The 17,122-nt window shown below is 47.1% G+C and carries 14 protein-coding genes; 5 read left to right on the top strand and 9 right to left on the bottom strand.

From position 1 onward, the window contains the following. Window positions 1-19: 19 nt before the first annotated feature. From fdhE to hutC, 7 genes are all read right to left on the bottom strand, one after another. The gene (gene fdhE, locus RA178_RS00550) at window positions 20-925 is read right to left on the bottom strand and encodes a formate dehydrogenase accessory protein FdhE (RefSeq protein WP_168826884.1); all 906 of its coding nucleotides are present in this window, start codon (window positions 923-925) and stop codon (window positions 20-22) included. Further along, the gene (locus RA178_RS00545; protein WP_011982054.1) at window positions 925-1,566 is read right to left on the bottom strand and encodes a formate dehydrogenase subunit gamma; all 642 of its coding nucleotides are present in this window, start codon (window positions 1,564-1,566) and stop codon (window positions 925-927) included. The genes fdhE and RA178_RS00545 overlap by 1 nt, the downstream gene beginning before the upstream one ends. Beyond that, window positions 1,563-2,474: a formate dehydrogenase subunit beta gene (fdxH, locus tag RA178_RS00540; RefSeq protein WP_275956790.1), complete on the bottom strand. Its 912-nt coding sequence runs from the start codon at window positions 2,472-2,474 to the stop codon at window positions 1,563-1,565. The genes RA178_RS00545 and fdxH overlap by 4 nt, the downstream gene beginning before the upstream one ends. 2 nt (window positions 2,475-2,476) lie before the next feature. Next, window positions 2,477-5,491, bottom strand: coding sequence for a formate dehydrogenase-N subunit alpha (gene fdnG, locus RA178_RS00535; protein WP_173496974.1), 3,015 nt, complete (start codon window positions 5,489-5,491; stop codon window positions 2,477-2,479). A 675-nt stretch (window positions 5,492-6,166) separates the two neighbouring features. Beyond that, window positions 6,167-7,708, bottom strand: coding sequence for a histidine ammonia-lyase (hutH, locus tag RA178_RS00530; RefSeq protein WP_173242519.1), 1,542 nt, complete (start codon window positions 7,706-7,708; stop codon window positions 6,167-6,169). Between the two features lie 52 nt (window positions 7,709-7,760). Beyond that, a complete protein-coding gene (gene hutU / locus RA178_RS00525) occupies window positions 7,761-9,428 on the bottom strand; it encodes a urocanate hydratase (protein WP_306684086.1) in 1,668 nt (555 codons plus the stop codon). A gap of 154 nt (window positions 9,429-9,582) precedes the next feature. Then, window positions 9,583-10,290 carry a histidine utilization transcriptional repressor HutC gene (gene hutC / locus RA178_RS00520; protein ID WP_306684085.1) on the bottom strand — a complete coding sequence of 236 codons (708 nt, stop codon included), beginning with the start codon at window positions 10,288-10,290 and terminating at the stop codon, window positions 9,583-9,585. Between the two features lie 233 nt (window positions 10,291-10,523). Between hutC and hutI the strand changes: the two genes are divergently transcribed. Then, window positions 10,524-11,750 carry an imidazolonepropionase gene (gene hutI, locus RA178_RS00515; protein ID WP_306684084.1) on the top strand — a complete coding sequence of 409 codons (1,227 nt, stop codon included), beginning with the start codon at window positions 10,524-10,526 and terminating at the stop codon, window positions 11,748-11,750. Window positions 11,751-11,862: 112 nt separating this feature from the next. On the opposite strand, the gene RA178_RS00510 is transcribed toward hutI, so the two are convergent. Next, window positions 11,863-12,615, bottom strand: a complete 753-nt coding sequence (locus tag RA178_RS00510; RefSeq protein ID WP_306684082.1) for a siderophore-interacting protein — start codon at window positions 12,613-12,615, stop codon at window positions 11,863-11,865. Continuing rightward, window positions 12,608-13,168, bottom strand: coding sequence for a MarR family winged helix-turn-helix transcriptional regulator (locus RA178_RS00505; protein WP_105250938.1), 561 nt, complete (start codon window positions 13,166-13,168; stop codon window positions 12,608-12,610). Before RA178_RS00505 ends, RA178_RS00510 begins: the two co-directional genes overlap by 8 nt. 262 nt (window positions 13,169-13,430) lie before the next feature. Here RA178_RS00505 and RA178_RS00500 point away from each other — a divergent pair, with 262 nt between their 5' ends. From RA178_RS00500 to RA178_RS00485, 4 genes are all read left to right on the top strand, one after another. Then, window positions 13,431-14,651, top strand: coding sequence for a NupC/NupG family nucleoside CNT transporter (locus tag RA178_RS00500; RefSeq protein WP_263169363.1), 1,221 nt, complete (start codon window positions 13,431-13,433; stop codon window positions 14,649-14,651). Between the two features lie 15 nt (window positions 14,652-14,666). Continuing rightward, on the top strand, window positions 14,667-15,377 hold the full coding sequence (gene deoD, locus RA178_RS00495; RefSeq protein ID WP_263169364.1) for a purine-nucleoside phosphorylase: 711 nt from the start codon (window positions 14,667-14,669) through the stop codon (window positions 15,375-15,377). Window positions 15,378-15,631: 254 nt separating this feature from the next. Next, window positions 15,632-16,234, top strand: a complete 603-nt coding sequence (locus RA178_RS00490; RefSeq protein WP_306684079.1) for a Crp/Fnr family transcriptional regulator — start codon at window positions 15,632-15,634, stop codon at window positions 16,232-16,234. 130 nt (window positions 16,235-16,364) lie between these two features. Beyond that, window positions 16,365-16,982: an FMN-binding negative transcriptional regulator gene (locus RA178_RS00485; protein ID WP_306684078.1), complete on the top strand. Its 618-nt coding sequence runs from the start codon at window positions 16,365-16,367 to the stop codon at window positions 16,980-16,982. Window positions 16,983-17,122 lie beyond the last annotated feature (140 nt).

Here is a 17,122-nt window from a genome sequence, read left to right as displayed (position 1 = left end):
TTTGTTTAAGCTATGTGGCTTACGTGGTTTCGTGGGCCAGTAGCAGTGGGTTCAGTGTTGTTGCCCCAAAGCCCTTAGCATTTAGCTCACTGTCTAACATCAAGGTTGCGAGATCGTCTGCCGCCACATCCATAGACGGCGAGTTTTCGACGAACATCATCTTGGTATAGCCATGACATTCATCGCAGCTTTCGATCCGCACTTGAGCCTTGGCATCATCTAGCGACCAAATCGTCATCTCTTTGTCCTGACCGCAACTGGTGCAATGGGCACGAATGTAATGCCATTCGCTCTCGCACAGACTGCAATGCAGGTAGCGCAAACCAGCTCGGGGCTGATCGACAATCACACTCGCCACTGGATGACATCCACACACGGGACACATACTCTGCTGCGCCACCTTGCGCTGATCCATCCGCTTGATGACCATAGGTGCCCAATGCGACCAATAAACGCCCATCGCCGCCCAGATGAATAAGCTAAAACGGGCAGGCACTTCACTGACATGCCCTTGGCGTAGTGAACGCCCCCACGAACTCAGTTGCTCGGGTGATTGCTGCATCAACAAACGCACTACCCGAGCTATGGATTCATCCACCTGCGGCAACAAATCACTTAACAGTTGCTGTAGCAGTCCTTGCCAATAGCTATCTGCCTCTGAGCCCAACAGGGAAAGCGGAGTCGCCTCATCTTTCCCCCAAGCGAGAAGCTTACCGAAGTCAGCCTCCTGCGCTAACCTGGCCTGTATAGAGACCAAACGGCGACATAGCTCAAAGTAGTCAGCCAGCGGCGAGTCCTTGGCCAATGACAGCAAACGCTGCGCCCTTCTGTGATACACAGCTTGGGGATCTGCCGCTTTTAACGGTTTAAGTTCCAGCGGCGATTCGCTGCCTTGGGCCAGAGGTATCTCGGCTGTATGACTCATTAATGTTTCTCCACGTCCGAATGTTCATCCAACATCACAGGGTGATGTTTGCGGCACCAAGCCTTAGAGACTTTGCCGTAAAGCATGCCTGTAACCGACCCTTCCACCCATGTCGCCATCCAGAAATGCACCATCACAAAAATCAACATGATGAGCGCACAAATGGCGTGCAACAGAATGGCCCAACCCACCACAGTGGCGGAGAAATAGGGCGCAAAGTAAGGCTGCCACATGATGATTCCCGTCACCGTTAAAGTGATAGATGTCAGCACGAAGGCGCGAAACAATACCTTTTGCCCAGGGTTGTAATGGCCGATAGGCGGGATTTTCTCCTCGTTCTCGAACATCACATCCTTAATGGCGAGCATCCAAGCGAGGTCGTGCTTTTCCCATTTGTTGTGTTTGTAGTAACGCACCAACATCAACATCAAAGGTAAGCACATCATCAAGCCCGCAATGGGATGAATAAACTTCGCCAATTGCGGTGTGCCCGCTATCGCCCCAAGCCATTGAAACGACGGATAGAAGAAGGAAAAGCCAGTGAGAAATGTCACTAGGCCAACCGCCACAATGAACCAATGACAGATGCGATCGAACAGCTTGTGACGCACTATCATTTCTTGCTTATCATGCTTGCTCATTTGTCGGCCCCCTCTTCCTGCTTAGCCTCTTCCTCTGGCGGTTGATAACCCGGTTGGTCTTCTTCGACTATGTTGCGACCGACGGTGATCTTATGCAGACAAGCGACGGCGGCAGTGGCAAGAATGCCCATAGTGCCTAAAGGTTTGACCCAGTCCTGCCACAGAGTGAGTGACAGTGGGATCTGCGGGTTATCAGGCATGTTGTAGCTTTCGGGCTGATCGATATCGTGCAATATCATCATCATACCCGTACCACCTACGCCCTCAGGGTTATAAAGTCCTGCCTTAGCAAAGCCCTTTTCCTTCAGTTCTTCGACCCGTTTTTGCGAGTAGAACAACATGTCCTCACGGGTGCCAAAACGCAGCGCCCCTGTGGTACAGGACTTAACGCAGGAAGGTTCCAATCCCACAGCCAAACGGTCAGAGCACATAGTGCACTTGTAGGCCTTGTTATCCTTAGGATCGATTTTGGGCACATCAAAGGGACAAGCACTGGCGCAATAACCGCAGCCGATACATTTGTCCGAATCGAAGTCCACCACACCATTGGCGTGCTGGATAATCGCGCCAGAGGTCGAACAGGCCGTTAAGCAGGCAGGGTCAGCACAGTGCATACAGGCCGAGTGGGTAAATTGCCAACGCAGCTTGTTGCTTTCCATCACCTCATGGAACTCCATCAGGGTCCAACATTGGCCCGATAGCGACATAGGGTTTTGGTAACTGCCTTGGAAAGTACCCACCTCTTCCCGTAAATCATTCCACTCAGAACACGCCACTTGGCAGGCTTTACAGCCATTACACTTAGTGGCGTCGAACAGCTTAGCGACCTTTTCTGACGAATTACGCCCCTTTGCCGCAGGCGTCACCGCTGAAGTACCGGAGCGGCGGATAATGTCTTGTGATGCCATAATCAGATCCCCTCCGCTTTAGTGATGTTAACCAAAAATGCTTTGAACTCAGGCACCTGTGTATTTGCATCCCCCACTTCCGTGGTGAGTACGTTACAGGAGTAACTCTTACGAGTGAGTGCATTATGGCTGCCGTGACGGGGTAACCCGACGGTATGGACTAACTGGCCATTTACCTTTAACGGCTGTAGCCGTTTAGTCACTAAAGCTTTGGTTTCAATGCTGCCGCGTTTAGAGCTGACAGTGACCCAATCCCCATTGGCGATACCTTTTTCTGCCGCTAACATCTCATCGATTTCGACGAAGGTTTCAGGCATAGAAATCGCAGCTAAACGAGCATGCGTAGACCAGAAGTTAAAGTGTTCAGTTACACAGTAAGTAGTTGCCACATAAGGGAAGTCCTTATGGGAACCTAAGGTTTCCTTCACACCCGGTAACATACGTACCGCAGGGTTACTGGTGACCTTGTGTAACGGGTTCAACCCAATAGGCGACTCCATCGGCTCGTAGTGCTCAGGGAACGGACCTTCGGCCAATAATTTAAGGGCAAAGAAACGACCCACACCTTCGGGTTGCATGATGAAGGGGCCAGCGGATTCCTGTGGTGTTAACTTCATATTGAAGTCGCCCACATCGATACCGTGCCACTTACCGTCAACCCACTCGACGATAGTGCGTTTTGGATCCCAAGGTTTGCCGTTGATATCGCAAGAAGCGCGGTTATACAGCACACGACGGTTTGCTGGCCAAGCAAATGCCCAACCCGGAGTAACACCTTTACCGGAAGGATCATGGTTGTCACGGCGAGCCATCAAGTTGCCTTCTTCGGTCCAAGAACCCGCATAAATCCAACAGGCGCTGGCGGTACTACCATCAGCTTTCAGTTCAGCAAAACTACTGAGCTGACGTTGAGTCACGAGATCCTTACCGTTAAGCTCGCGAGCGATTTCTTCAGCGTGCGGTGAGTGAGGATTGTGGTAATTCCAGCTCATCGCGTGCACTGGCTCAGGCAGCTTACCGCCCTCTTGTTTATACAGTTCACGCATTGCCATTAAGACGCCAGAGAGAATCTCAGCATCTGGCTTGGCTTCACCCGGCGGGTTAGCTCCCTTCCAATGCCACTGCATCCAACGGCCAGAGTTGACGATGGAACCTTCTTCCTCGGCAAAACATGTCGTAGGTAAACGGAACACTTCCGTCATGATTTCAGCGGGATTGACTTCATTGAAGCCATCGGCATTTTGCCAGAAGGTTGCGGTTTCCGTTGCCAAGGCATCCAACACCACCATGTATTTAAGATTACTCAAGGCTTTGAGTACCTTATTACGGTTTGGCATAGAGTTAATGGCGTTAACACCTTGGATAATGTAGCCATTCACTTCGCCGTGGAAAGCCATATCTAAGTGTTTAGTAAAGTCGTACTGCTTGTCCCATTTCGGCAACCAGTCATAACCAAAGTCATTTTCAACCGTGGCGTTATCGCCCCAAAAGCTCTTCATTTGCGAAACAAAGAATTTAGGGTAATTTTGCCAATAGTTGGTTTGACCCGGACGCAGAGCAACAGGGGTATAGTTGTGGAGATAGGTTTTAAGATTAATGTCTTTTTCGTTCGGCAACTTGAGGTAACCGGGCAAGCTTTGACACAATAAACCCATATCGGTCGCGCCTTGCACGTTCGAGTGTCCGCGCAGAGCGTTAACACCACCGCCCAACACCCCAATGTTACCCAGCAGCAACTGCACCATAGCCATAGAGCGAATGTTCTGCGCCCCTTTACTGTGGTGAGTCCAACCTAAGGCATACATAAAGGTCGCGGCTCTATCGTGGGTATGAGTGCTACCAATTTGTTGGCAAACGATCTCATAGTCCGCAATCGGCGTACCGGTAATATTGCTTACTGTTTCAAAGTCATAGCGTTCTACATGTTGCTTCATTAAGTTCCACACACAGCGTGGATGTTCGAAGCTAGGATCGATTTTCGCGTAACCCTGTTCGTCTAACTCGTAGTACCAAGACTCTTTATTGTAGCTATCTGTTTCTTCATCGAAACCGCTGAACAGACCTTCACTAAAAGAGAAGTCTTCGCGCACTATGTAACTGGCATTGGTATAAGCCTTCACATAGTCGTAGTTCACTTGTTTAGTTTCAATAAGATAGCGGATCACCCCGAGCAGGAAGGCGATATCTGTGCCCGAGCGGATCGGCGCATAGTAATCGGCCACAGCGGCGCTACGGGTGAAGCGAGGATCGACCACCAAAAGTTTAGCGTTGTTATGTTGCATAGCTTCTGTAACCCAGCCGAATCCGACAGGGTGAGCCTCTGCAGCATTACCGCCCATAATAATGATCAAATTAGAGTTTTTAATATCGATCCAGTGGTTGGTCATGGCACCACGTCCAAATGTCGGAGCAAGACTTGCTACCGTTGGAGAGTGTCAGTTACGCGCAATAGTATCGATTGCAACTAGGCCCAGTGCCCGTGCAAATTTCTGGGTGATATAGCCGCCTTCATTCGGCATCGCCGACGAGGTCATCATTCCAGTGCTAAGCCAACGGTTAACCGTCATCCCAGCAGAATTCTTTTCAATCAAGTTAGCATCACGGTCATTCTTCATCAGACGGGCGATGCGTTGGTAAGCTTCAGTCCAGCTGATACGAGTCCATTCATTACTGCCTGGCGCACGGTACTCAGGATATTTAAGACGATTAGGGCTATTCACATAATCCACTAGACCAGCACCCTTAGGACACAAGGCCCCGCGGTTGACTGGATGGTCTGCATCCCCTTCGATATGGAAAATACTTTGTTCGGCGTTTTTGCCGTTACTTCCTTTGCTGTACATCAGCAATCCGCAACCCACTGAGCAATAGCAGCAGTTATTGCGGGTTTCTTTCGCGCTAATGAGTTTGAATTCTCGAACGGCCGCATAGGCCTTTTCGGACATCAATCCCAACGCTGAAATTGCTGAGGTGGCAGCTCCGGCAGCACACAGTCTAAAAAACTGGCGTCTGTTCATTGCGTCCTCTCACACTCTTGTCGTTATGAGTCTAGTGGTTGCTGTGGTAAAAATGGCAACCGATTGAGTGAGTCCTACTAAAGACCACACTTAATTTAAGATTATCCCCAAAGAAGAAATAGATAACAAATAATGACATGAGATCAAGATCTCAAATAAACAACCACAGAACTTAACTCCAAAAAAAATTTCAAATAAAGCACCAAAAACCAATAAATGATAATAAAAGCACAATTTAAGGAATTAAAAACCAATAAACCACAAAAGACAATTTGTCCAACATGACAACCCCATATTATCCCACATCATAGAGTTATGGTTATTAAAAATGATTATATGCATTCAAATATGCATAATGATGGCGGATAAAAACACAAAGGTAACGGTTTCTAGATGGATAGACAGCCACAAAAACTGACAATGTAAAGATTAGGGCAAAAAGTGCAGAGTCTGCGGTGTTAAACACACCAAAATGGCAAAGACAAAGATCGAGGAAAAGCAGATAAAAACCAAAGAAAAAGGCACAAGCAATCTGCCTGCACCTTAAATTTTGCCTTTTAACGCTTATTTTTAGCACATTGAGGCGCAAAATCTGGGCGCGATAACAAAAGCGCCTCAGTGCAGCCTATTCCCGCGGAGTAAACACCTGTTCAGCCATTAAACTAAAACAAACGCCTAAAAGCTGGCTAGCGTTCCTGCTGGCAGATAAGTGTTAAAGCTCGCTGTATACAACAAATCTGTTGCGGCTTCGATATCTGGCGCGAAGTATCTGTCTTTATCGTAATAAGCGACGACTTCACGCAATTCGGCTTTAGCCTTAGCCACTGCAGCACTTGGGGCTAAAGGAGCGCGAAAATCTAAACCCTGAGCCGCCGCTAACAATTCAATTGCCAGTACACCACGGGTATTTTCGCTCATATCGCGCAAGCGGCGGGCAGCAAAAGTCGCCATAGAAACATGGTCTTCTTGGTTAGCCGATGTTGGCAAGCTGTCAACTGATGCCGGATGAGCGTAGGTCTTGTTCTCAGACGCCAATGCCGCCGCCGTCACTTGGGCGATCATAAAGCCCGAGTTCACCCCGCCGTTTTTTACCAAAAATGGCGGCAGTTTAGATAGGCTAGAATCGATCAATAACGCAATACGACGCTCGGCAATGGAGCCCAGTTCAGCAATCGCAATCGCCAGATTATCCGCCGCCATAGCCACGGGTTCGGCGTGGAAGTTACCGCCAGAAATGATATCGCCTGTATCTTGGAACACCAGTGGGTTATCGGTTACGCCATTGGCCTCTGTGCCTAACACATCGGCCGCGTGACGAATTTGGGTCAAGCAAGCCCCCAGCACCTGTGGCTGACAGCGCAGTGAGTAAGGATCTTGCACCTTTTCACAATTAGCGTGACTTAAGCTTATCTCAGACTCTTCACCCAGTAGATGACGGAAGACCATGGCCGAATCGATTTGACCTTTCTGACCACGCGCCGCATGGATGCGAGGATCAAACGGGCTACGGCTGCCCATAGCTGCTTCGACGCTCATGGCACCGATCACTGAACTCGCCGCAAACAAGTCTTCGGCGTGGAATAACCCTTCCAGTGCCAGCGCTGTCGACGCTTGCGTGCCGTTAAGCAAAGCTAACCCTTCTTTGGCCGCCAAATCGATTGGCTTAAGGCCAGCGATTTCTAAACCTTCGGCGGCAGAAATTAACTCGCCTCGATAGCTCATTTCGCCTTCACCCAGCATAGGCAAACACATGTGCGCCAGTGGCGCTAAGTCACCCGAGGCGCCAACAGAGCCTTTTTCTGGCACGCAGGGATAGACTTCGGCGTTCACTAAACTGATTAAGAAGTTAATCACTTCTAAACGAATGCCTGAAAAACCACGACTTAATGAATTGATTTTTAAAACCATCATCAAACGCACTGTGGCATCTTGCATGTATTGACCTGTACCTGCGGCATGTGACAACACGATAGAACGTTGCAGCAATTGCAGATCTTCGGGCGCTATCTTGGTATTGGCCAACAAGCCAAAGCCCGTGTTGATGCCATAAACGGTACGGCCTTCATCCAACACTTTCTGCACGATTTGCGCACTGGTGTTGATATCAGTAATGGCCTCTGGTGCGAGTTCCAGTGTCAACTTATGACGGCTGATTTCGCGCAATTGCGCTAGGCTCAAGCTGCCCGGCGTTAACACTAAGTGATTCACAGATTTCATATTTTTAGCTCCAAGCTTTTAGTTATTATTGTTATTGAGTCGTTAGCATCTGCTAGTCTTGCATAGGTAAATCGAGGCCCTCCTCCTTGGCGCAGTTTTTCGCAATCTCGTAGCCCGCATCAGCATGTCGCATCACGCCTGTCGCTGGGTCATTCCACAGCACACGGCCAACCCGTTTTGCCGCCGCATCTGTGCCGTCACACACAATGACCACTCCCGAATGTTGGCTAAAGCCCATGCCGACGCCGCCGCCGTGGTGCAAAGATACCCAAGTTGCACCGCTAGCGGTGTTGAGTAGTGCGTTCAGTAATGGCCAATCGGATACTGCATCTGAGCCGTCCAGCATAGATTCGGTTTCGCGGTTCGGGCTAGCCACGGAGCCAGAATCTAAGTGGTCGCGACCAATTACCACGGGCGCCGACAACTCGCCATTTTTGACCATTTCGTTGAAAGCTAACGCCAAGCGAGCGCGATCTTTTAAGCCAACCCAGCAAATACGCGCTGGCAGACCTTGGAAGGCGATACGCTCACGCGCCATGTCTAACCAATTGTGCAGGTGTGGGTTATCTGGGATCAGTTCTTTGACTTTAGCGTCGGTTTTGTAGATATCTTCGGGATCGCCAGATAACGCCACCCAGCGGAACGGACCTATGCCTTCACAGAACAGCGGACGAATGTAGGCAGGTACAAAACCTGGGAAATCGAAGGCATTTTCAACGCCCATTTCAAACGCCATTTGGCGAATGTTGTTACCGTAATCGAGGGTGGCTGCGCCGGCGGTTTGCAGGTCGAGCATGGCTTGTACTTGCACCGCCATCGAAGCTTTCGCCGCTTTCACTACGCCCGCTTCGTCGGTTTTACGCATGGCGGCGGCCTCAGCCATAGTCCAGCCCTGCGGCAGATAACCGTTTAATGGATCATGTGCCGAGGTTTGGTCGGTCACCACATCTGGGGTAACGCCGCGTTTAACTAATTCAGCAAACACATCGGCGGCGTTCGCCAGTAAGCCCACGGATACTGGCTTGCCAGCTTGGTTCGCCGCTTCAATCATGGCTAATGCTTCATCGAGCGAAGTGGCTTTTTTGTCAACATAGCGAGTACGCAAACGGAAATCGATGCGGGTCTCGTCGACTTCACAGGCTAACACCGAGAAGCCAGCCATAGTCCCCGCCAGCGTTTGTGCGCCGCCCATACCGCCTAACCCGCCGGTGAGGATCCACTTGCCTTTAGAGATACCCTCAAAGTGCTGTTTCGCGACCGACACAAAGGTCTCGTAGGTGCCTTGGACTATGCCTTGAGTGCCGATATAGATCCAAGAACCGGCAGTCATCTGGCCGTACATGGCCAAACCTAACTTATCTAACTCGTTGAAATGTTCCCAGTTCGCCCAATGTGGCACTAGGTTTGAGTTAGCAATCAGCACGCGCGGTGCATCCGCATGGGTGCGAAATACGCCCACAGGTTTGCCCGATTGCACTAATAAGGTTTCGTCGTCTTCGAGGCGTTGTAAGACTTCGATGATTTTGTCATAACAGTCCCAATCGCGGGCGGCGCGGCCAATACCACCATAGACGACTAAGTCTTCTGGGCGCTCGGCGACATCGGGATGTAAGTTGTTCATTAACATACGCATTGGCGCTTCTGTGAGCCAGCTTTTACAGCTTAATTGTGTGCCATGCGGTGCAATAATGCGGCGGCTTGGGTCGTGGCGCTTATCCATTGAATTTTCCTCTTTCAACCTGTGGTGCTAACTCGTATTCGCTAAGTCGCTAATACGGGTTAGCACTATTGTTTTTATTGTGTTTTTATCTTTTAACTTATAAGGGTACAGCTATCAAAGTTACTGATTTACATTGTTAATAACGCCACTGGCGTTACTTGCTAAAGGTTAAGTGGCCGCCGAGTTTAAAGCGGCTACCTGGGTGAACTAATTTTGCGAAACTCACGACGCCTTGGCGTGACCAAGTGCGGCGTAAAATCTGTAGACAGGGCTCAGTGGCGGGGATTTCGAGCCTTTGCCGTAATTCTTCACTGGCGATAATCGCTTCAATCGTGTGATGCGCCTCGGTCAGCGGTGCCACTTGGGACAAATATTCGTGGGGTGTCTGCTGGGTAAAATCCTGCCATAAATAATCGGGCACCAACTCGGGATTCACATAACGCTCTTCGACTTGCAATGGTAAGCCCTGCTCGCAATGCACTAAGATCGAATGGAAGACTGTCGCACCGTACTCAAGTCCAAGGGAAATTGCGACACTCGTACTCGCCACGACTTGTTCTAACACCCATTGCTGCACGCTATAGCCGTGGCCACGGTCTTTTATCTCATCGGCAATATTGCGGATCGCCAACATAGACGACTGGGATTTACACCCTGCGACAAAGGTGCCTAGCCCTTGAGAACGCTCAAGCACACCGCTATCCGTCAGTTCGGTTAACGCACGTCGCGCCGTCATTCGACTGCAGGTAAACAAGTCGGCCAGCTGATTCTCGGAAGGCACGCGGGCGTTTTCTTCCCACTCGCCAGATTCGATAGAGGAGATAATGTATTGCTTAATTTCTGCAAACTTAGGAATAGCCAAAACACATCCTCTTAAATTCAGCTTCTTGTTCCTGTGCCCTTGCGAAAGTCATGCTTGCTAAAGGGGCACAGACGAAGGCGACAAAGACACGGGTCTGTCATGCCACTTTCAAACGGTGAAAATAGCGGCTACAATCCTAGCTTGTATATACAAGTAAATACAAGCTAGCTCACATAAATTTAATAAACCGTTAATCACTTGGTTAACATCTGCCAGCACAGCGAGGGGAATACATGTCTTGGGATCAGGTTTGGATTGACGTTAACTTAGCCACAATGGACCCTTCCATATCAGCACCTTATGGCGCGATCACCAATGCGGCTATCGCAGTTAAAGATGGCAAAATTGCTTGGCTTGGCCCCCGCAGCGAACTGCCCGCCTTCGATGTGTTGTCCATTCCTGTTTACAGAGGCAAAGGCGGCTGGATCACCCCAGGATTGATTGATGCCCACACCCACTTAATCTTTGCCGGTAATCGCGCCAATGAATTTGAGTTACGCCTACAAGGCGCGAGTTACGAAGAAATTGCCCGCTCAGGTGGCGGCATTATTTCGACCGTTAAAGCCTGCCGCGAAGCAGATGAAGCAGAATTATTTGAACTCGGCCGCCAGCGCTTAAACGCGCTCGCCAAAGAAGGGGTGACTACGGTTGAGATCAAATCAGGTTACGGCTTAGATACTGAAACTGAATTGAAAATCCTGCGTGTCGCCCGCGAGCTCGGCAAGCATCACCACGTAGATGTGAAGACCACATTCCTTGGCGCCCATGCAATTCCGCCAGAATATAAAGACAATAGCGACGGCTACGTCGACTTAATTATCAATAAGATGCTGCCCGCAGTGATCGCCGAAAACCTCGCCGATGCGGTAGATGTGTTCTGCGAGAATATCGCCTTTAACCTTGAGCAAACCGAACGGGTACTCTGCGCAGCCAAAGCGGCGGGCTTAGAGATTAAGCTCCATGCCGAGCAGTTAACTAATATGGGTGGCAGTGCACTGGCAGCACGTCTTGGTGCTAAGTCTGTAGATCATATCGAATATTTAGATGAGACAGGCGTAAAAGCCTTAAGTGAAAGCGGCACCTGCGCCGTACTACTGCCGGGCGCCTTTTACTTTTTGCGGGAAACCCAAAAACCACCTATCGATTTACTGCGCCAATACGGCGTACCTATGGTGCTCGCCAGCGATTTCAACCCAGGTTCATCCCCCATTTGCTCAACCCTGTTGATGCTGAATATGGGCTGCACCTTGTTCCGTTTAACGCCAGAAGAAGCCCTAACAGGACTCACCTTAAATGCCGCCAAAGCACTCGGAATTGAAGACACGGTTGGCAGCTTAGTCGTTGGCAAACAAGCCGATTTTTGTCTGTGGGATATCGCCACACCTGCGCAGTTGGCCTATTCCTACGGCGTCAATCCCTGCAAAGATGTAGTGAAGAATGGCAAGTTAGTTCACCAGTAGCCTAAGTACATCAATAATAGGTGCGTCAATAATAGGTGCGTCAGCAGCAAAAACGGCATAAGCGAAAGGTTAGATAAGGTCGCTAAATCAAACTTGGCGATCTTATCTGGATTTAAGCACTGGCCCCATTTTCTAACTGTTCATCTTCTTGTTTTACCAGCTTATGCTCGCCCTCATTACAACCAATTTTCCAATAGCTCGAGGTATAAAAATGACTTTTAGGCAATGAATGCGCTTGCTTAAAGTGCCTTCTTAACGCGCGCATGCTATTAAATTCACAGGCAATCCATACGGCTGGCTCGCCAGCAAGCCTAGGTAATTGGGCAATTCGCTCGACCAAAGGACGGCCTTCGGGATCGGCTTCAGGATTGATCACCCAATGCAGCTCGACATGTTCAGGATGCACTAAAGGTTGAATATCTGCTTCACTTAGCACTTCTATCACAGCGTAACCCACGGCATTGTTTGGCAATTTTGCCAGATTCACGCTAATGGCGGGTAAGGCTGTCATATCACCTGCGAGTAAAAACCAATCCGCTTCAAAATTGATCAGTTTTTTAAGTCCGGGGCCACCAATTTGAATGAGTTCGCCCACCTGCGCCGTTTTCGCCCAACTCGATGCGGGGCCGTCAGTATCGTGCAGCACAAAATCCACATCGATTTCATCATCGCGTTGCTGACGGATAGTGTAAGTTCGCATTAATGGACGCTCACCCGCTTGTGGGAATAACAACTTGATATAGGCACTCTCTTGATCGGCAGGAAATCCAGCCAATCCCGCACCGCCTAAGGTGATGCGTAACATATGCGGAGTAATATAAGTCGAGCGGATCACTTCTAGCTCACGTGGTGCAGGTTTATTCATTATGATTTTCTCCTATTGCGTTTTCTGCCGTTAAGCGCAACTCAATGGCTCCTTTTACAGCCGTATCTTTTGGCTTACTAGATGGTCTTTTTTGAGTAAGGCAATCAGTTTCACTTTTAGCGGCAGCGGCATCATCCACACTTTTACTGATCCGATTGGCAAGTTTAATAAAAGTATCGACTTCATCTGAACTGAGCGCCTGCGTCATGCGCGCCACGGTTTTACGTTCTGAGGCATTGATCTGAGTCATGATCTTTTCCCCCTCAGCCGTGGGTCGCAGTAACTGGCTGCGGCCATCCTTAGGGTTATCGATTTTAGTGATCAACCCGCTCTGCTGTAGCTCATTAAGAACACGGGTAATTTGTGCTTTATCCCGCTGCATACGCAGGGCGATAGACTGGGCCGTCGATTCAGGATTACGACAAACCCCCTTCAAGGCACGGATATGAGTGACAGGTAAATCAATCTCTTGTGCAGCAATATCACTACGCAATTGCTTTTTGTAGGCATGCACTAATCTGTGCAAAGTTTCACTGAGTGACAATGACGACATAGAAGGCTCACGATATAGTTGACTGTGTCAACAATATCGATTTTGATTGACTATATCAACTATAAAGGGGCATTTAACAAAATAGAGATGATGACATGCCGATTAATATTTAAGGCAAAGCTTGCACACCCCTATGTGATATGCAGCAAATAAGCACATTTTTATGATTAAATCGGAAAAATGTCCGTTTTTTTATAAAAAAAATCCTCAATGATTCATCTACAACAAAAATGATCTTCTACAAAAAATGATGGATTAACCTATGTCTACACTAATGAGCTGTATCGGTGTTGCTGTTCTGATCTTGATTGGTTATTTATTCTCTGAGAATAAACGCCATGTAAAATTTAAAACGGTTGGAGGCGCATTAACACTGCAAATTCTACTGGGTGCATTTGTAATGTTTGTACCGGTAGGTGTCACTATTATTGAAGCCATGAGTAGTGGCGTCAACAGCGTTATCGCTTTCTCCAATGCGGGTTTAAGCTTTGTTTTTGGCGACTTAGCCAATTATAAAGTGGGTTTCGTTTTCGTGATTAACGTCCTATGTGTTGTGATATTCATCTCTGCGTTAATCTCAGTTCTCTACTATTTAAAGGTAATGCAGTTTGTCATCAATATCATTGGTGGCGCGCTTGCCAAAGTATTAGGAACCAGTAAAGCGGAATCACTCTCAGCAACGGCCAATATCTTCGTCGGTCCGATTGAGGCACCTTCGATGGTGCGTCCACTCGTAAAAAACATGACACGTTCAGAATTATTTGCCGTGATGACGGGAGGATTAGCCAGTGTTGCCGGTGGTACTATGGTGGGCTACATCAACCTGGGTATTGATCCTAAATATATTCTCACAGCCTGTTTCATGACCGCGCCAGCGGGTCTGTTATTTGCCAAGTTACTGTGTCCGCAAACAGAACAACATTTAGTCAAAAATGAAATCGAAATTGATGCGGCAGAGCAGCCTAAAGGTTTACTCGAAGCCATTACCGATGGTTCGTTAATGGGGATGAACCAAGTCATCACTGTTACCGCGTTATTAGTGTCGTTTGTAGCGCTTATCGCCTTATTAAACGGACTCATTGGTAGTTTTGGTCATTTGTTCAGTATTGATAATCTTACGCTAGAAATGATCATTGGTTATCTCCTTGCACCACTGGCATTTTTGATGGGGGTTCCTTGGTCAGAGGCAATACAAGCAGGTTCAATCATTGGCCAAAAGATTGCCATTAATGAGTTTGTTGCTTACATCCATTTTTTAGAAATCTCCAGCACCCTGTCAGATAAAACACAGGCAATTGTCGTGTTCAGTCTGTGTGGATTTGCCAATATTGGCTCACTTGCCATGGTCGTCGGTGGCATCGCTGCTATGTGCCCAGATAAAAGAGAAATTATCTCTCAAATTGGTCCAAAAGTTCTTTTGGCAGCCATTTTAGCTAATTTAATGTCCGGCACGATTGCTGGCGGCCTAGTGTCTTTAATATAAATTTTGAGGTGAAACATGTCGACTCCACATATCAATGCAAATCCAGGTGATTTTGCAGAAACCATTATCATGTCAGGCGATCCATTGCGAGCAAAGCTCATTGTGGAAACCTATTTAGAAGACGTTAGAGAAGTCACGAATATTCGCGGAATGTTAGGTTTTACAGGTAAATATAAGTCTAAAGCAATTTCTGTTATGGGTCATGGTATGGGGGCTCCTTCTGCCTCTATCTACTTTCATGAACTCATGACAACCTTTGGCGTGAAAAACTTTATTAGAGTCGGTAGCTGCGGTGCGATATCAGATAATATCCACTTAAAAGATTTGATTGTGGCTATGGGCGCTTCAACTGACTCTAAAACAAATCGAATTCGATTTTTAGATCATGACCTTGCCGCCATCGCAAACTTCGAACTATTACAAGCGTGTTATGAAGTGTTAAAAACAACGACGGTTACATTTAAAGTAGGTAATGTATTTTCATCGGATCTATTTTATCGCCCCAATGAAAACGATTACACTGTAATGGCAAAATATGGTGTGCTAGGTGTCGAGATGGAAGTCAATGCACTTTATACTCTTGCTGCTGAACATCAATGCCGCGCGCTTGCACTATGCACAGTCACAGATCATATTACTCGTCATGAATATTTAACCGCTGATGAACGCAGAACCGATCTGCACGAAATGGTAAAGGTAGCATTGGAAACAGCAATTCAAATATAATAAAAACGGATAAGTGACTAAAGGTTAGTCACTTATCAACTTAAAATTAAAAACTAAATAAAAAATATCAGCAGTCTACAATATTTAGTACTACAACTTAAATATAAAGTGTCTCGTCCTGAAATAAGCTAACTCTTCATATGCCTGCATGCCACATATCCTTGACTTACAAAATACAAGCTAAGATTGCCATTAAATACCGCAAGAGTATAATAAAGAAATATGATTTGCGACTAACTGTATAACAACGACTTATGGAAGATATTGCTGCTATTATTAAAGCTATTGGGATCGCAGAGATTAAGTATGACAAAAACATCTACTTACTTAGGCAATCAAAGCAAGTTTTAGAGCTTATATTTTGCGAGGATGCTAGCTTGACGGTATCTTATTTAAACTCGAGTGGAAATGAGTTTATTCTTAAAGTAGAAAGTAACTACACTGGTTTTTTAGGCGAAATGGAATTCTTCCAAGAGAACAACCATTCTTTATTTAACATTAGGTCAAATAAATCAGGAGTGCTTTACAGGATATCTAAGGCTAACTTTATAAAAATAGTAGATAATAATGCTAGCATGCTTATGTACATTACCTCCCTAATAACTAAAAGGTATAATCGAAATATGCATGAGCTCATTAGTAACTTAACACAATCGACAAAAGTCAGCATTATCAACCAAATATTAGAAGCGAGAAACTTAGCTAACGAAGAGCAGTTTAAAATATCTTCTACTTTAGGCGCAAAGAGACTAGGAATTACAACACGGTCATATCGAAGAATCATTAACGAACTAATTCAAGAAGGTAAAATTATTAAATCAAAACCATTTTACAAGATAATTAAACCTTTAATTTAAAATATACGTTATACATCATCAATAATTCGTCTGTTCATAATTAAATTTTGACGTATTAAAATCCTTTATCGACTCCCAACTTTTTCCTTGTAATATAACGCTTCAGTCATGTTGAAACCCAAGGATGACAATGTATACCCCTAAGAATATGGCGATGACAGATCAGCAGGCCATCACAGCTTTTATCACGCAAAACAGCTTTGGTTTACTGGTTTCGAGTTCACTGAATGCGACCCATATTCCCTTTGTACTCGATGCTACTGTGGGAGAAAAAGGCGTGTTGTACAGCCATGTTTCGCGAGCAAACTCACACTGGCAAGAGCTTGAAAAACAGCGGGTATTAGTGGTTTTCAGTGGTGCACACGCTTACATTTCCCCAACTTGGTATGACGCTAAACCTGCAGTGCCTACATGGAATTATGCGGCGGTGCATTGTTATGGTGTAGCAAGCCTGCTGAGTGATGCTGAAACTCAAGACATGTTGGACAAGCTAGTGGCGAAGTACGAGCCCAAGCTATTACAAGATAAACAAATTATACCGGATGAGTATCAGCAAAAGCTGCGCCAAGCTATAGTCGGTTTTAAGATTGTGATTGATGAGATTCAAGCGAAGGAAAAGCTCGGCCAGCATAGATCCATTAGCGATCAACAGGGTGTGTTCAACGGCTTAAGTGCCAGCTCCAATGCCGATGCGGCACAATTAGCCCACTTTATGAATCAACGAAATATTGGCAAAGGTAATGGCTGAGTCCATGCAGCTAAGCCTGTACTTTAATTAGCCACTCACAATCACGCAGCACTGTTAATCATTGTCGAATGTAATCAAGTACCCATAGGTCTTCTGTAAAATCATTGAGAAGAAGACTTTAACGGCTTGCCCATATCTAA

Origin of the sequence: Shewanella oncorhynchi (genome assembly GCF_030848765.1) — a bacterium.
GTDB classification, from domain to species: Bacteria; Pseudomonadota; Gammaproteobacteria; order Enterobacterales; family Shewanellaceae; genus Shewanella; species Shewanella oncorhynchi.
This window is presented reverse-complemented; position numbering and strand designations above follow the sequence as displayed.

What these genes read in the sequence shown, in the direction of transcription:
- fdhE (WP_168826884.1), bottom strand. Translation starts at nt 925, where the DNA reads ATGAGTCATACAGCCGAGATACCTCTGGCCCAAGGCAGCGAATCGCCG.
- RA178_RS00545 (WP_011982054.1), bottom strand. Translation starts at nt 1,566, where the DNA reads ATGAGCAAGCATGATAAGCAAGAAATGATAGTGCGTCACAAGCTGTTC.
- fdxH (WP_275956790.1), bottom strand. Translation starts at nt 2,474, where the DNA reads ATGGCATCACAAGACATTATCCGCCGCTCCGGTACTTCAGCGGTGACG.
- hutH (WP_173242519.1), bottom strand. Translation starts at nt 7,708, where the DNA reads ATGAAATCTGTGAATCACTTAGTGTTAACGCCGGGCAGCTTGAGCCTA.
- hutU (WP_306684086.1), bottom strand. Translation starts at nt 9,428, where the DNA reads ATGGATAAGCGCCACGACCCAAGCCGCCGCATTATTGCACCGCATGGC.
- hutI (WP_306684084.1), top strand. Translation starts at nt 10,524, where the DNA reads ATGTCTTGGGATCAGGTTTGGATTGACGTTAACTTAGCCACAATGGAC.
- RA178_RS00510 (WP_306684082.1), bottom strand. Translation starts at nt 12,615, where the DNA reads ATGAATAAACCTGCACCACGTGAGCTAGAAGTGATCCGCTCGACTTAT.
- RA178_RS00505 (WP_105250938.1), bottom strand. Translation starts at nt 13,168, where the DNA reads ATGTCGTCATTGTCACTCAGTGAAACTTTGCACAGATTAGTGCATGCC.
- RA178_RS00500 (WP_263169363.1), top strand. Translation starts at nt 13,431, where the DNA reads ATGTCTACACTAATGAGCTGTATCGGTGTTGCTGTTCTGATCTTGATT.
- deoD (WP_263169364.1), top strand. Translation starts at nt 14,667, where the DNA reads ATGTCGACTCCACATATCAATGCAAATCCAGGTGATTTTGCAGAAACC.
- RA178_RS00490 (WP_306684079.1), top strand. Translation starts at nt 15,632, where the DNA reads ATGGAAGATATTGCTGCTATTATTAAAGCTATTGGGATCGCAGAGATT.
- RA178_RS00485 (WP_306684078.1), top strand. Translation starts at nt 16,365, where the DNA reads ATGTATACCCCTAAGAATATGGCGATGACAGATCAGCAGGCCATCACA.